This is a genomic window from Streptomyces dengpaensis (assembly GCF_002946835.1).
Classification (GTDB): domain Bacteria; phylum Actinomycetota; class Actinomycetes; order Streptomycetales; family Streptomycetaceae; genus Streptomyces; species Streptomyces dengpaensis.
In genome coordinates this window covers 6,723,969-6,738,773 of the sequence record NZ_CP026652.1, presented here as the reverse complement: position 1 = coordinate 6,738,773, position 14,805 = coordinate 6,723,969, and the positions used below count along the sequence as shown (strand labels likewise).

At 69.8% G+C, this 14,805-nt stretch carries 16 protein-coding genes and 1 pseudogene; 8 read left to right on the top strand and 9 right to left on the bottom strand.

Annotated elements, in window-relative coordinates; genetic code table 11:
- Positions 1-227: 227 nt before the first annotated feature.
- The 3 genes from C4B68_RS31035 (at position 228) to C4B68_RS31025 (ending at position 2,108) form a co-directional block, all read left to right on the top strand.
- On the top strand, positions 228-1,475 hold the full coding sequence (locus tag C4B68_RS31035) for a serine hydrolase domain-containing protein (RefSeq protein WP_099504619.1): 1,248 nt from the start codon (positions 228-230) through the stop codon (positions 1,473-1,475).
- Between the two features lie 167 nt (positions 1,476-1,642).
- On the top strand, positions 1,643-1,906 hold the full coding sequence (locus C4B68_RS42535; RefSeq protein ID WP_206337096.1) for a hypothetical protein: 264 nt from the start codon (positions 1,643-1,645) through the stop codon (positions 1,904-1,906).
- On the top strand, positions 1,830-2,108 hold the full coding sequence (locus tag C4B68_RS31025) for a transposase (protein ID WP_373682252.1): 279 nt from the start codon (positions 1,830-1,832) through the stop codon (positions 2,106-2,108). The genes C4B68_RS42535 and C4B68_RS31025 overlap by 77 nt, the downstream gene beginning before the upstream one ends.
- A gap of 59 nt (positions 2,109-2,167) precedes the next feature.
- Here C4B68_RS31025 and C4B68_RS31020 read toward each other — a convergent pair whose 3' ends face one another.
- Genes C4B68_RS31020 through C4B68_RS31005 form a run of 4 tightly spaced genes read right to left on the bottom strand, consistent with a single transcriptional unit; the run spans position 2,168 to position 5,751 of the window.
- Complete coding sequence (locus C4B68_RS31020; protein ID WP_099504618.1) at positions 2,168-3,259, bottom strand: amidohydrolase family protein; 1,092 nt, start codon at positions 3,257-3,259, stop codon at positions 2,168-2,170.
- Between the two features lie 10 nt (positions 3,260-3,269).
- Positions 3,270-4,082 carry an amino acid ABC transporter ATP-binding protein gene (locus tag C4B68_RS31015; protein WP_099504617.1) on the bottom strand — a complete coding sequence of 271 codons (813 nt, stop codon included), beginning with the start codon at positions 4,080-4,082 and terminating at the stop codon, positions 3,270-3,272.
- A complete protein-coding gene (locus C4B68_RS31010; RefSeq protein ID WP_099504616.1) occupies positions 4,079-4,912 on the bottom strand; it encodes an amino acid ABC transporter permease in 834 nt (277 codons plus the stop codon). The genes C4B68_RS31015 and C4B68_RS31010 overlap by 4 nt, the downstream gene beginning before the upstream one ends.
- Positions 4,909-5,751 (bottom strand): basic amino acid ABC transporter substrate-binding protein, encoded by an 843-nt coding sequence (locus tag C4B68_RS31005; RefSeq protein WP_099504615.1) that lies wholly within the window; start codon positions 5,749-5,751, stop codon positions 4,909-4,911. Before C4B68_RS31005 ends, C4B68_RS31010 begins: the two co-directional genes overlap by 4 nt.
- A gap of 136 nt (positions 5,752-5,887) precedes the next feature.
- On the opposite strand from C4B68_RS31005, the pseudogene C4B68_RS43645 reads away from it, so the two are divergent.
- The 5 genes and pseudogenes from C4B68_RS43645 to thpD all read left to right on the top strand — a co-directional run.
- Positions 5,888-6,082: pseudogene (locus C4B68_RS43645) on the top strand (alanine--glyoxylate aminotransferase family protein); the annotation flags it as partial.
- Between the two features lie 423 nt (positions 6,083-6,505).
- Entirely contained in the window at positions 6,506-7,045 is a 540-nt protein-coding gene (ectA, locus tag C4B68_RS30995) for a diaminobutyrate acetyltransferase (RefSeq protein WP_099504614.1), read from the top strand.
- Between the two features lie 49 nt (positions 7,046-7,094).
- The gene (ectB, locus tag C4B68_RS30990; RefSeq protein ID WP_099504613.1) at positions 7,095-8,366 is read left to right on the top strand and encodes a diaminobutyrate--2-oxoglutarate transaminase; all 1,272 of its coding nucleotides are present in this window, start codon (positions 7,095-7,097) and stop codon (positions 8,364-8,366) included.
- A gap of 49 nt (positions 8,367-8,415) precedes the next feature.
- Entirely contained in the window at positions 8,416-8,850 is a 435-nt protein-coding gene (locus tag C4B68_RS30985) for an ectoine synthase (protein WP_099504612.1), read from the top strand.
- Between the two features lie 7 nt (positions 8,851-8,857).
- Positions 8,858-9,745 (top strand): ectoine hydroxylase, encoded by an 888-nt coding sequence (gene thpD, locus C4B68_RS30980; RefSeq protein ID WP_099504611.1) that lies wholly within the window; start codon positions 8,858-8,860, stop codon positions 9,743-9,745.
- A gap of 510 nt (positions 9,746-10,255) precedes the next feature.
- On the opposite strand, the gene C4B68_RS30975 is transcribed toward thpD, so the two are convergent.
- The 5 genes from C4B68_RS30975 to C4B68_RS30955 all read right to left on the bottom strand — a co-directional run bounded on the left by C4B68_RS30975 (position 10,256) and on the right by C4B68_RS30955 (position 14,750).
- Positions 10,256-11,320 (bottom strand): maleylpyruvate isomerase N-terminal domain-containing protein, encoded by a 1,065-nt coding sequence (locus C4B68_RS30975; protein WP_099504610.1) that lies wholly within the window; start codon positions 11,318-11,320, stop codon positions 10,256-10,258.
- 91 nt (positions 11,321-11,411) lie between these two features.
- Entirely contained in the window at positions 11,412-12,020 is a 609-nt protein-coding gene (locus tag C4B68_RS30970) for an RNA polymerase sigma factor (protein ID WP_099504609.1), read from the bottom strand.
- Between the two features lie 77 nt (positions 12,021-12,097).
- Entirely contained in the window at positions 12,098-13,201 is a 1,104-nt protein-coding gene (locus tag C4B68_RS30965) for an aminotransferase class V-fold PLP-dependent enzyme (protein WP_180289333.1), read from the bottom strand.
- Between the two features lie 84 nt (positions 13,202-13,285).
- Positions 13,286-14,002 (bottom strand): DsbA family oxidoreductase, encoded by a 717-nt coding sequence (locus C4B68_RS30960; RefSeq protein WP_099504608.1) that lies wholly within the window; start codon positions 14,000-14,002, stop codon positions 13,286-13,288.
- Positions 14,003-14,141: 139 nt separating this feature from the next.
- A complete protein-coding gene (locus C4B68_RS30955; protein WP_099504607.1) occupies positions 14,142-14,750 on the bottom strand; it encodes a DUF1349 domain-containing protein in 609 nt (202 codons plus the stop codon).
- Positions 14,751-14,805 lie beyond the last annotated feature (55 nt).

Genomic DNA, 14,805 nt, shown 5'->3' with positions numbered 1-14,805 from the left:
GGCTCGGGTGTTCCCCGTAGTCACTCGTTCAACTGCCCTGACCCGAACACGCCGGTTGACGCGCCGGGGCACGGAGAGGAGCACGAAGAGGAGCACGCTCCGAACCGTCGCCAACGCCCCGTCACACTCCGACAGGAAATCGGTCACGAGCGCTCCTATGCTGGTGACGTGGTACAGGCCTCGCGGCCCACGTCGCGGGCCTCTCCTCGCGTGCTGGGAGTGAGCCCATGACGCGCTCGTGCGGACGTCTGCGCAGGGGGGCCGCCACCGCCGCGGCGGTGGGCATGCTCGCGGTACCGGCCAGCGCCGTGGCCGTGGCCACGGCGACTACCACCACCGCCACAGCCACCGAACCCCGCTCCCCGTCCGACACCCCCTCGGACCCTGTCCGCACGCTCACCCCCGCCGTGAAGCGGCAGCTCGACGCGGCCGTGCGACAGGTCATGCGGGAGGCGCACGTACCCGGAGTGACCGTCGGGATCTGGACGCCCAGCCAAGGGACCTACGTGAAGTCGTTCGGGGTCGCCGACAAGAGCAACGGCCAGAAGATGTCGCCGGATCTGTATCTGCGGATCGGCAGCGAGACCAAGACCTTCACCGTGACGGCGCTGCTGAAGCTGGTCGACGAGGGCAAGGTGGGCCTCGACGATCCGATCGGCACGTACGTCGACGGCGTGCCCAACGGGGACGAGATCACGCTGCGCGAGCTGGCCGGAATGCGCAGCGGGCTGTTCAACTACTCCGAGGACCCTGACTTCTTCAAGGCGCTGACGTCCGATCCGCAGCGGCCGTTCACCCCGCGGCAACTGCTCGACTACGCCTTCAGGCACCCGGTGCTCTTCCCACCGGGCGAGAAGTTCTCCTACTGCAACACCAACCTGATCCTGCTCGGCCTGGTCGTCGAGAAGGCGGGCGGCCTGCCGATCGAGGACTACGTCCAGCGGAACGTCCTCGATCCGGCCGGAATGCATCACACTCTGTTCCCGACCGACGCGGCGTTCCCCACGCCGCACGCGCAGGGGTACACGAACCAGACCGCGAACGGAAAGATCGCCGACACGGCCGACTGGAATCCCTCCTGGGCCTGGGCGGCCGGCGCGATGATCTCCACTCTGCACGATCTGCGCATCTGGGCGCCCACGGTCGCCACCGGCGTCCTGCCCGACGGCAAGGCCCTGATCAGCCCCGCAACGCAGAAGCAGCGACTCACCACGCCCCCGACCACGATCCCGGGCGCCGGGTACGGCCTCGGCATCTTCAACGTCCACGGCTGGATCGGGCACAACGGCTCACTGCCGGGCTACGAGTCCCTGACCGTCTTCCTTCCGTCGGCGCGGGCGACCCTCGTCGTCCTGCTGAACACCGACATCAACCATGACGGCCAGGAGCCCGGCACACTCCTCGGTGAAGCGATCACGAAGGTCATCTCTCCGCGGCACGTCTTCGACTTGGCCGCACAGCCCGCGGCGCACTGACCCTGAGCGAGCCCTGAGCCCTGACCCGTACCCGCTCCAGGAGTTCGACGACAGGGCCTAGAGGACCGCCGAGAAGTCCCTCCAGGAGGCCAAGGCCCGGATACCCGAAGCCGCTCGAAGTCCCTTGCCGACGAGGCCGGGGCACCCGGACCAACCGGGCCGGCTCAGTGGTCCTCCAGATCGAAGCGCTCTTCTTCCCCTGGTGCCGCGTGGGCGGCAAGGTCTACGAGTCGCTCGATGACACCCCGGGCGAGGGCTGGGACGAGCTGCACGCCTGGGTGAAGAGCTGGGGCGTCCACCGGTCGGCCGCCATGGCGGTGCACAGGAGACGTCTGGCGTACGCGAGTTCCGGCTCTGGCACGGGCGCCCCACCACGACCTCCAGACAGCCGCCCGCCACCAGGCCGCCACCGACCCCGGCTGGCAGGCTGACTACCGCCGCTGGCGCCCCCCGGTCGAACGCGCCGTCGCCTGGCTCGTCCACCACGGCAACCGGCGCCTGCGCTACCGCGGCACCATCAAGAACGACACCTGGCTCCACACCCGAGCCGCCGCCCTCAACCTCCGCCGACTGATCAACCTCGGACTCACCCACACCAGTGGCACCTGGCACCTCGCACCGGCCAGCGCATGACCGCAGGGGCTGTCCGCCTGACGGCCGCACAGCCCCTCACCAAGATCTTCATCGGCCTTCTAGCCGACGACCCGCCCGTTCAGCACCACGCGGCGGGGAGCCGCGAGCACCCCTACGTCCGCCCGCGGATCCGCCTCGTACACCACGAGGTCCGCGGGCGCCCCCTCGTCCAGGCCCGGCCGCCCCAGCCACCACCGCGCACCCCAGGCCGTCGCGGACAGCGCCTCGACCGGTGGGATGCCCGCGGTGACGAGTTCGGCGACCTCGCCCGCGACGAGCCCGTGCGCGAGGGAGCCGCCCGCGTCGGTGCCGACGTACACGGGGATTCCGGCGTCGTACGCGGCGCGCACGGTGTCGTAGCGCCGCTCGTGCAGCCGGCGCATGTGCGCCGACCAGCGCGGGAACTTCTCGTCCCCACCGGCCGCGAGCTGTGGGAAGGTCGCGATGTTCACGAGCGTGGGGACGATCGCGACCTGGCGCTCGGCGAACAGCGGGATGGTGTCCTCCGTCAGGCCCGTCGCGTGCTCGATGCAGTCGATGCCCGCCTCGACGAGGTCCTGCAGCGAATCCGCCGCGAAGCAGTGCGCGGTCACCCGGGCACCCAGGCGGTGTGCTTCGGCGATCGCCGCCTCCACGGCCTCGCGCGGCCAGCAGGCGCCGAGGTCGCCCGTGTCGCGGTCGAGCCAGTCACCCACCAGCTTGACCCAGCCGTCGCCGCGCCGGGCCTCCTGGGCGACGTACGCGACCAGGTCCTCCGGCTCGATCTCGTGCGCGTAGTTGCGGATGTAGCGGCGGGTACGGGCGATGTGGCGGCCCGCGCGGACGATCTTCGGGAGGTCGTCGCGGTCGTCGATCCAGCGGGTGTCGGACGGCGATCCCGCGTCCCGGATGAGGAGGGTGCCCGCCTCGCGGTCGGTGAGCGCCTGCTTCTCGGCGACGTCCTCCGGGACCGGGCCGTGGGTGTCGAGCCCGACATGGCAGTGCGCGTCGACGAGGCCGGGCAGCGCCCACCCCTGGACCGTACGGATGTCGCGGGCGTCGACGGGACGGTCGTAGGAGATCCGGCCGTCGACGACCCACAACTCGTCGCGGACCTCGTCCGGCCCGACGAGCACCCGCCCCTTCACGTGAAGCACCGCGTGATCGCTCATGGACTGAACCTTAGTTCGGCCGCTCCTCGGACTTGCCCACCTGGTCCGAAGTCTCCTCCTCCACGTCCGCCATCGCCGGGTCCAGGAGGCGGGACAGGAAGTGGCGGGTGCGCTCGTGGCTCGGGTTGCCGATGACCTGTGCGGGGGTGCCGTCCTCGACGATCACGCCGCCGTCCATGAAGACGACCCGGTCGGCGACCTCGCGCGCGAAGGTCATCTCGTGGGTGACGACCATCATGGTCATGCCCTCGTTGGCGAGCATGCGCATGACGGCGAGGACATCGCCGACGAGCTCGGGGTCGAGCGCCGAGGTCGGCTCGTCGAAGAGCATCACCTCGGGACCCATGGCGAGCGCGCGGGCGATGGCGACGCGCTGCTGCTGGCCGCCGGAGAGGGACGAGGGGTACGCCCCGGCCTTCTCGGACAGGCCCACGCGCTCCAGGTTCTCCGCGGCGACCTTGGCCGCCTCCGCCTTGTCCCGGTTCAGCACCCGCCGCTGCGGCAGCGTGAGGTTGTCGGTCACCGACAGGTGCGGGAAGAGGTTGAACTGCTGGAAGACCATGCCGATGCGGCGGCGTACGGCGTCGATGTCGACGTCGGGGTGCGTGACCTCCGTACCGCCGACGAAGACCTGGCCCTTGGTGGGCTCTTCGAGGAGGTTCACACAGCGCAGCAGGGTCGACTTGCCGGACCCCGAGGGGCCGATGACGCAGACGACTTCGCCCTGCTTGACTTCCAGGTCGATACCGCGCAGGACCTCGTTGTCGCCGAAGGACTTGTACAGGTCCTTGACCTGGATCTCGGGCGTCTGGGACGTAGTCACTTGGTGGCCTCCCCGGCCTTGGCCTCCAGGCGGCGCACGACGAAGCCGAGCGGCACCGTCACCAGCAGATAGCACAGGCCCGCGACCAGGATCGGTGTGGAGTTGGCGGTCTGGCTCGCCAGGTCCCGCCCGAACTTGGTGAGCTCACGCTCCTCCAGCGTGACACCGAGGAACAGCACCAGCGAGGAGTCCTTGAAGAGGAGGACGAGTTCGTTGGTGAGCGGCGGGATCACGATCCGGAACGCCTGCGGGATGATGATCGAGACCATGGCCCGCGCATGCGAGAAGCCCAGCGAACGGGCCGCCTCCATCTGCCCCTTGGGCACCGCCTGGATGCCCGCGCGGATCGTCTCCGCCATGTACGCCGCCGAGACCAGGCCGAGCGCGAGCGCCACCTTGCCGTAGGTGCCGCCGGGGATCTCCGTACCCGGGAACGCCAGCGGCACGGCGACACCCACGAAGACGAAGATCAGAAGGGCGGGCAGGCCCCGGAAGATCTCGATGTAGACGCCGGCCAGCCAGCGGTACGGGCCGACCGGAGACAGCCGCATCAGGGCGATGACCATGCCGAGCACGAGGCCGAAGACGAAGCCGGACACCGTGTACAGCACGGTGTTCTTCAGCGCCATCGTGATGACGTCCGGGAACATCTGCTGAACCAGGTCCCATTGCGCGAACTGGTTCTTCAGCGTCCCCCAGTCGGCCGTGACCGCGAGGGCGATCACGGCCGCGACGAAGACGACGTACTGCGCGCCGCGCGACAGCGCGCGCTTCTGACGCCGGGTCAGGCCGGACTTGCGGGGCCGGACTTGTGTACCGGCACCGCTCATGAGGCGGACGGCGTGGCGGTGGCCGCGGACTCGTCGTAGGGGCCGATCCACTGCTCGTACAGCTTCTTGTACGTGCCGTCGGCCTTCGCTTCCTTGATCGCCTTGTTGACGGCGGCGAGGAGCTCGGTGTTGCCCTTCTTCACCGTGAAGCCGTACTGCTCACCGGTGTTGAGATTGTCGACCACCTTGAAGGCGTCGGCGTTGGCCTTGTCCTTCAGCCAGCCCTGGACGACCGGGTAGTCGATGACGACGGCCTGGACCTGGCCGGTGCGCAGGCCGTTGATGACGGCGTCGGAGGACTCGAAGGAGACGGGGTCGAGGCCCTTGCTCGTCACGTACTCCTCACCGGTCGTCTGCGCCTGGGCGCCGACCTTCTTGCCCTTGAGGTCGGCGAAGGAGCCGATGCCGCTCTTCTTGTCGACGAGGACGGCCTGCGTGGCGTCGAAGTACGGGTCCGAGAAGTCGACGTTCTTCTTGCGCTCCTCGGTGATCGTCATGCCGGCCGCGGCGAGGTCGCACTGGCGGGAGTTGAGGAACGCGCCCGTCTTGAAGTTCTCGAAGGGCGTGTCGACGATGTCCTGCTTCACCCCCAGGTCGCCCGCGACCAGGTCGATCAGCGACACGTCGAAGCCCTGCACCTTGCCGCCGATCTCCGACTGGAAGGGCGGGTACGGGAGGTGGGTGCAGGTCGTGATCTGGCCCGCCTTGACCACGGGGACCCCGTTGGCGGTGGCCTTGTCACCCCCGTCGTCCGAGGAGCAGCCGGCCACGAGCAGCAGCCCAGCCGTCGCGGTGGTGGCGGCCAGAATACGGGTCCGGCGTCCGAGGACCGAGTTCACGGGGACCTCCTGTGAGGGAACTTTGGGTTCCGATTATAAGAGGATGTTTGAGTACCTCAAACCAAACCGATGACTGAGTGGCCGTCCGGCCTAAGAAGTCGCCGCTGAGAGGGGCGCCGGAAGCAAGGATTGCCTAGACCCGGCGGCGCCCCGGCGGTCGTACCTGTCGCTGCTCGACTGGAAGGAGCGATGGGTCGACGGCGGCCGAAAGGCGCTGCTGCACGCGTCGGCACAGCTGGAGATGCTGGCGCTGGAGGCGTGTGTGGAGCGGATCGAGGGTGAGGGGCTCGCTGCGGCGATGGACCGCGCTGAGGCACGAGCAGGTTCTCGCCCCCTCCGCCCCTGCCCGTCCCGGGGCTCTGCCCCGGACCCCGCTCCTCAAACGCCGGAGGGGCTGATTTTTGCCGGCCGGGCCGAAAATGGCGCCCACGACTGAATAGTGAAGCTATTTCACACGCTTATCCTGTTATTAATTGAGCGCAGCTTCCCGTATTCTTCTGCCCGCTTTCCCTGCACCTAAACGCGAAGATTTCGCGAACGCCAACCGACGTAATTCGGGCAGATCTCATGGCCGTTTCGTGGCTGTGACGCACTCCACACTGCGCCCGTTTTCTCCCCTATTACCCGGGCGAATCAGTAGCTAATGCCAGCCGCTCGCGCGGTCATACGCGGGCGCGCGATAACACATACGGACGCGGCATGTAACCCCGAGCGGCGATGCAATTTGCACTTTTGCTCGGTAAATTCAATCCGCATGACCGCCGCACAAGCAGACCTGCAAGCGGAATTCCTGGAAATGCCCGAGGGACTGCGGATCGACCGTCCTGAGGTGTCGGACGGTGCCGTGCTCTGGCGCATCGCCAAGGACTCCAGAACCCTCGACCTGAACTCCTCGTACAGCTATCTGCTCTGGTGCCGTGACTTCGCCGGCACCTCGGCGGTGGCGCGCGACGCGGACGGGGCGCCCGTCGGTTTCGTCACCGGGTACGTCCGGCCCGAGCGCCCGCGCACCCTGCTCGTATGGCAGGTGGCCGTCGACGGCGCGTACCGCGGGCGCGGGCTCGCCGCGGCGCTGCTCGACGGACTCACCGCGCGGGTCGCGGGCGAGCGCGGGCTGTCCGTCGTCGAGACGACCATCACGCCGGGCAACACCGCCTCCGAGCGCCTGTTCACGTCGTACGCGCGACGCCACGGCGCGGACGTCGAGCGCGAAGTGCTGTTCGAGGCGGCGCAGTTCCCCGACGGACCACACGACCCCGAAGTGCTGTACCGCATCGGCCCCCTCTTCCGCTGACCTCCCCCGATCTCCGTCTCCCCACACACGCTTCGAGGAGCGATTCGTTGTGACGATCACCCAGCCCGACCTCAGTGTCTTCGAGACCCTGGAGTCGGAGGTGCGCAGCTACTGCCGTGGCTGGCCCGCCGTCTTCGACCGGGCGCAGGGCAGCCGGATGTACGACGAGGACGGGCACGCGTACCTCGACTTCTTCGCCGGCGCGGGATCGCTGAACTACGGGCACAACAACCCCGTACTCAAACGGGCCCTGATCGACTACCTGGAACGCGACGGCGTCACCCACGGGCTCGACATGTCGACGACCGCCAAGCGCGCCTTCCTGGAGTCCTTCCAGAATCTCGTCCTGCGGCCGCGCGATCTGCCGTACAAGGTCATGTTCCCGGGGCCGACCGGCACCAACGCCGTCGAGTCCGCGCTGAAGCTGGCGCGCAAGGTGAAGGGGCGCGAGGCGATCGTGTCCTTCACCAACGCGTTCCACGGGATGTCGCTCGGGGCGCTCGCCGTGACCGGCAACGCGTTCAAGCGGGCGGGCGCCGGCATTCCGCTCGTGCACGGCACCCCGATGCCGTTCGACAACTACTTCGACGGGCAGGTCCCGGACTTCCTCTGGTTCGAGCGGCTGCTCGAGGACCAGGGGTCGGGGCTCAACCAGCCCGCCGCGGTCATCGTCGAGACCGTGCAGGGCGAGGGCGGCATCAACGTCGCGCGACCCGAGTGGCTGCGCGCCCTCGCCGACCTGTGCGCGCGGCGCGACATGCTGCTGATCGTCGACGACATCCAGATGGGCTGCGGACGCACGGGGGCCTTCTTCTCCTTCGAGGAGGCGGGGATCGTGCCCGACATCGTGACCGTCTCCAAGTCCATCAGCGGGTACGGCCTTCCGATGTCCCTGTGCCTGTTCAAGCCCGAGCTGGACATCTGGGAGCCGGGCGAGCACAACGGCACCTTCCGCGGCAACAACCCGGCGTTCGTCACGGCCGCCGCCGCACTGGAGGCGTACTGGGCCGACGGCTCCGCCATGGAGAAGCAGACCCGCGCCCGCGGCGAGCAGATCGAGCAGGCGCTGATCTCGATCACCGAGGAGAACCTCGCCGACGTCAAGGAGTACCGGGGGCGAGGGCTCGTCTGGGGCATCGAGTTCACGGAGAAGGAGCGCGCGGGGCGTATCGCGCAGCGCGCCTTCGAGCTCGGGCTGCTCGTCGAGACGTCGGGGCCGGAGAGCGAGGTCGTGAAACTCCTCCCGGCGCTCACCATCACCCCCGACGAGCTCGACGAGGGTCTGCGCACCCTGGCCCGCGCCGTACGAGAGACCGTCTGACACAGAGCCGCACGAGACACCGTCCGACACAGAGAGGTACTGCACCACTGTGATAGTCCGTTCGTTCAAGGACATCGAAGGCACCGACCGGCACGTCAAGGCGGCCTCAGGCACCTGGGAGAGCAAGCGCATCGTCCTCGCCAAGGAGAAGGTCGGCTTCTCCCTGCACGAGACGGTCCTGTACGCGGGTACGGAGACGTCGATGTGGTACGCGAACCACATCGAGGCCGTCGTGTGCGTCGAGGGCGAGGCCGAGCTCACCGACGACGAGACCGGGCAGAAGTACACGATCACGCCCGGCACGATGTACCTCCTCGACGGGCACGAGAGGCACACCATGCGGATCAAGGAGGACTTCCGCTGCCTGTGCGTCTTCAACCCGCCCGTGACCGGACGGGAGGACCACGACGAGAACGGCGTCTACCCTCCCCCAGAGCCGAATGCCTGGGGGGACCCCCAGCTCACCGAGCCCGAGGAGGTCTGAGCCCCCCATGACCACCGTCACCGATCTCTACCCCAGCCGCGGCGCCACCGAGGTGGCCCTGCCCCGCCAGGACCCGGTCGTCTGGAGCGCGCCGGGCGAGCCCGGGCCGATCACGGTGCCCGAACTCCAGATGTACGAGCGTGACGGCTTCCTCGCCGTCGAGGAGCTCATCGCTGAGGACGAAGTCGCCGTGTACCGGCAGGAGTTGGAGCGGCTCGTCAGCGACCCGGCGATCCGCGCAGACGAGCGGTCCATCGTGGAGCCGAAGTCGCGGGAGATCCGGTCCGTCTTCGAGGTGCACCGGATCAGCGAGATCTTCGCCCGTCTCGTGCGCGACGAGCGCGTGGTCGGGCGGGCCCGGCAGATCCTCGGCTCGGACGTGTACGTCCACCAGTCCCGGATCAATGTGAAGCCGGGCTTCGGGGCCAGCGGCTTCTACTGGCACTCGGACTTCGAGACCTGGCACGCCGAGGACGGTCTGCCGAACATGCGGACGGTGTCCGTCTCGATCGCGCTGACCGAGAACTACGACACCAACGGCGGCCTCATGATCATGCCGGGGTCGCACAAGACGTTCCTCGGCTGTGCGGGGGCCACCCCGAAGGACAACTACAAGAAGTCGCTGCAGATGCAGGACGCGGGCACGCCCTCCGACGAGGCGCTCACCCGCTTCGCCGCCCGGCACGGCATCAAGCTGTTCACGGGCAGGGCCGGTTCCGCCACCTGGTTCGACTGCAACTGCATGCACGGGTCAGGCGACAACATCACGCCGTTCGCGCGCAGCAACGTCTTCATCGTGTTCAACAGCGTGGAGAACGCGCCGGTGGAGCCGTTCGCCGCGCCCGTCCGCAGGCCCGAGTTCATCGGGGCGCGGGACTTCACACCGGTGGAGTAAGTCCTTCCCGGCCGGCGGAGCCGACCCGCGGCGAAGCCGCAATCCGACACAGCATCGGGACGCGGGACTTCACACCGGTGGAGTAAGTCCTTCCCGCCCGGCGGAGCCGACCCGCGGCGAAGCCGCAATCCGACACAGCATCGGGACGCGGGACTTCACACCGGTGGAGTAAGTCCTTCCCGCCCGGCGGAGCCGACCCGCGGCGAAGCCGCAATCCGACACAGCATCGGGACGCGGGACTTCACACCGGTGGAGTAAGTCCTTCCCGCCCGGCGGAGCCGACCCGCGGCGAAGCCGCAATCCGACACAGCATCGGGACGCGGGACTTCACGCCGGTGGAGTAAGTCCTTCCCGCCCGGCGGAGCCGACCCGCGGCGAAGCCGCAATCCGACACAGCATCGGGGCGCGGGACTTCACACCGGTGCGGTAGCCCTCCGGGGCGCGGCAGGGGGTGCGATAACGCTCCGGGGCGTCGCAGGGATGCGGTTGCCCCGGGGCGCGCCGCAGGGGCTACAACCACGCCAGTGACGCGGCACGCTCCAGGACGGCGCCGATCGCGGCGTCGTCCCCCGTCGCGCCCCGGGGCACCTCGGCGGGTGCGTACCGCCCGCCTACCAGCAGGCAGAAGTCGACCGGATCCACGACGAGTTCGGCGCGTACCGGCTCGTCCTCGGAACCGAGCACCCACTGGGCGTCGCGCCCTCCCCCGGTCACCGCGAACAGCACCGGCGGTGCCGTGGGCCCCAGCGCCATCCCAAGGATGCGGACGGCCAGGCGGACGAGTCGCCACAGGTGCGGGTCCGGGGGCGGGGGGACGGTGAGCCCGAGGGCCCGTCCGATGTCGTCGGTGTGGATCCACGCCTCGAAGGCCCGCACGGCGAAGTGGTCCGCGACGGGCAGCCGTACGCCCATCAACGTGGTGGCGTGCGCGGCCCGTTCGGGATCCGTCGCCTCCGGCGTGGCCAGCAGCGCGCCCGCCTGCGCGCTCCACGCGGCGACGGTCTCCTCGGGAGTGCGCCCCCGCTCGTACGCGATCACAGCGGCGGTCCGTGCGTCCCAGGCGGCCTCCCATTCCGTCCCCTCCGCCGCCTCGGCCTCCGCGACTTCGGTCTCCGGCACCTCGGTCTCCGGCACCCGCGGTGCCAGCCCCAGCCGCCGCGCCAACGGCTCGTCCGCCGCGATCAGATGAGCGACGGTGGCCTGCACGTCCCAGTCGTGCACGACCGGCGTACCCCAGGTCCTGCTGACGTCCAACTCCCGCAGCAGCGCCTGAAGTCCGGCGACGGCGGCGGCGTAGGGGGCGGCGTGCGGGGCGACTAGGGGAGGCGCGGGACGGGAGCGCAGGGCGAGGGCGCTGAGGCCGGGGGGTACGGGGCCGGCCGCGCTGCCCCCGGCCGGCGCCTCAGCCCGCGGCCCGTCCAGCAGTCGTACCGTCTCCCGCAGGCGTTCCGCCTCCGTCGCGCAGGGCTCGCATTCCGCCAGGTGGAGGGGGACCGTCTGCTGCTCGGCGGGGGGCAGCGCGCCGAAGGCCCAGGCCGCCAGCAGGTCCCGTACGTCTTCGTGTCCGGTGCTCATCACGTACCGCCCTTCCGGGCCATGGCCGCCCTGGTGGCCGTCCCTCGCCCCGTTGTGGCCACCTTACGCACGCCCCGCACCGCCGGGGCCATCACGCGCCCCTCTCCAGCGTCGGATCCGGTGGGTCGGCGAGGGATTCGGCGAGTTTGCGCAGGGCGGAGCGGAGGCGGGTCTTGGCCGTGCCTTCCGGGATGCCCAGCTCCACGGCGGCCTGCCGGTAGGTGCGGCCCGCGAAATAGGCGAGGTGCACCACCTCCCGCTGGGACTGCGGGAGTTCGGCGAGGGCGGTGTGCAGGAGCAGGGAGCGTTCGCGGTCGACGACCGTCTCGTCGGGGCCCGGCCCCGCGTCGGGGATCGTGTGCAGCGCCGAGTCGTCCGCGCGTGCGTCCTTGCGGTGCCGGGCCTCGCTGCGCACCCAGTCCACGGCGCGACGGTGCGCGAGCATGGACAGCCAGGTGCGCAGCGAGCCGCGGCGCGCGTCGAAGGCGTACGGCCTGCTCCACAGTTGTGCGAAGACCTCCTGCGCCACGTCCTCGGCGGCGGCGGGGCTGCGCGTGACCCGGACGGCGACCCGCCGGACCAGCCCGCCGTACGCGGTGTACACCTCGGCCAGCGCGGTCTCGTCGCCGTACACCAGCCGCCGATGCCACTCCGCGTCCACGGCGGGCTTTTCGAGCGTCGGATCCACCGGCACCACCACCTCGTGGTGCCTTCCTAGCGCCCCGTCGCACCCCGCGCCAGGGGGCCAGGGGCCGATGACCGCTTCTCAGCCGGTTCTCAGCCGGACAGTACGTCCAGCAGCCGGTCGACATCCTCGGGTGTGTTGTACAGATGGAAGGCGGCCCGCAAGTTCCCGGCGCGGTCGGACACTTCGACTCCGGATCGGCTCAAGTCCGGCTGGCGACCGCCGAGTTGGGGTACAGAGACGATCGGTGAGCCGGGGGCGGCGATCGGCTCGTGGCCCAGCGTGCGCAGACCCGCGCGGAAGCGGTCGGCGAGGGCGACGTCGTGGGCGTGTACCCGCTCGACGCCCAACTCCTCGATGAGTTCCAGCGATTGCCGGGCGCCCGCGTACGAGAACAGGCTCGGACTCTCGTCGAACCGCCGCGCGGAGTGGGCGAGTTCCTCGACCGGGCCGTAGCAGCTGTCCCAGGGCCGCTCCCCCGCGACCCAGCCCGCGAACACCGGGGTGAGCCCGCCGAGGTCCTCCGGGACGACCAGGAAGGCCACACCCCGCGGGCAGACGAGCCACTTGAAGGCGACGGAGGAGACATAGTCGTACGCGTCCGCCCGCATGGGCAGCCATCCGGCGGACTGGGACGCGTCGATATACGTACGCGCCCCGTGGACCCGCGCGGCTTCGCGGATCGCCTCCAGATCGGCGATCCGCCCGTCCGCGGACTGCGCGGCGCTGACCGCGACGAGCGCGGTGCCCGGGCGGACGGACTCGGCCATCCGCTCCAGCGGTACGGCACGCACCTTGAGGTCGCCGCGGACGTGGAAGGGGGTCACGACGGAGCTGAAGTCCCCCTCGGCGGTGAGGACTTCGGCACCCTGCGGCAGCGAGGCGGCGATCAGCCCGCTGTACACGGCGACCGAGGCCCCGGCCGCCACCCGGCGTCCGGGGACCCCGACAAGGCGCGCGAACGAGGCGCGTGCGGCCTCGACGTCCGCGAACATGTCGGCCGGCCGTCCGGCGGCGACGGACTCGACGGCGGCCCGCATGGCGGCCACCGAGCGCGCCGGCAGGAGTCCGGTGCTCGCGGTGTTCAGGTAGGTGTTCTTCGGGGCGAACTCGGTACGGACGAGGCTCTCGAATGGCTCCAAGGTCTCCAAAGTCTCCATGCGACCACTGTGAGCCCCTACGAAGTCCCAGTCCATTGCGGATTTTTGCGTGATTCGGCCAAGGAGTGCTTATAGATCGGCCCCGACCTGCGCCTTCGCGCAGGTCCGGTACTGCTGGGACTACTGGGGCACGGCGCAGCCGTCCGGGCCGCAGGCCTCCGCGTCGGCGGAACCGTCCTGGATCAGCTTCAGCGGCGGACGCTCGCCCCACGCCTGGGTCAGGGCCTGGGTGAAGACCTCGGCGGGCTGGGCGCCGGAGACGCCGTACTTGCGGTCGAGGACGAAGAACGGCACGCCGTTCGCGCCCAGCTCGGCGGCCTCGCGCTCGTCGGCGCGCACCTCATCGGCGTACGCCGTCGGGTCGGCGATGACCTCGCGGGCCGCGTCGGCTTCGAGCCCGGCGGCGACGGCCAGCTCCACGAGCCGCTCGTCGTCGTCGAAGACGGTCCGCTCCTCGGCGAAGTTCGCCTTGTACAGCAGGCCGATCAGCTCGTCCTGCCTGCCCCGCTCCTTGGCGAAGTGCGTCAGGCGGTGCATGTCGAAGGTGTTGCCGTGGTCGCGGCCACGGGTGCGGTACTCCAGGCCCTCGGCGGCGGCCTGCGCACCGAGGTTCTCCTCACCGGCCTGCGCCTGTGCCTCGCTCATGCCGTACTTCTTGGTCAGCATCGCGAGTACGGGCTGGATGTCGCCCTTGGCACGCCCGGGGTCGAGCTCGAACGAACGGTGCACGACCTCGACCTCGTCACGGTGCGGAAAGGCATCGAGGGCCTTCTCGAAACGGGCCTTGCCCACGTAGCACCAGGGGCAGGCGATGTCGCTCCAGATCTCGACGCGCATGTCTTCGGCTCTCTCCAGCTCGTACGGCTACGGAGACACCCTCCGCTGGCGTACGTGAACGTTCGAGCGGCGGGCTTCATTCCCTGCGGCTCCGCCCCGGCCCCCCACGTACGGGACGGGCAGGGGCGGAGGGGGCGAGTCAACTGCCGTCTCTCAAGTCGCGCGGCCACGACGGCCGGAACGCGATGTGGTCGTAGGTGACCACGCATCCCTCCCCCAGCGGCGACTGCGTCAGGAAGCCCACGAGCGCGGCGGACGTCTGCTTCTCGTCGCCCAGCGTGAACAGACGCACGAACGTCCACCGCTCGCCGTCACGCGAAGCGTGGAAGGCGAAGGCGCGCCCCGTGCGGCTCACCCGGAGCCACACGGACTTGCCTTCCACGGTCAAGGAGTTGGCGTCGTCGGAGTGCCCCCGGGTGACCACCGTGCAGACGGTGGGCACGTCCGGGGAGTACTCCAGACACAACTTCGCCCAGGCCCGTTCCCCCACATGGACATACAGGACCCCCGCGTCGAAGGAGGCCGCGAAGCCCACCGTGACACGGGCGATCAGCTGGAAGTCCCCCTGCGGCGCCCCCAGCAGCCGGGGCGCATCGGACGCGGGGTCCAGCCCCTCACCGGTGGGCGGCACAAAACGGTCCTGCCGGGGGCCCGCCCAGCCGGCGAGCACCCCGTCCTCGTACGACCAATGGCCATCGGGCCCGTACGTGCGGAGAGGGAAGGGCAGTTCGGGAAGTTCGACATCCATGGGCCGAGTCTTCCAGGTCCGCGGAAGCGCCTGTGGCAGGCCCAACGGCGCTTGA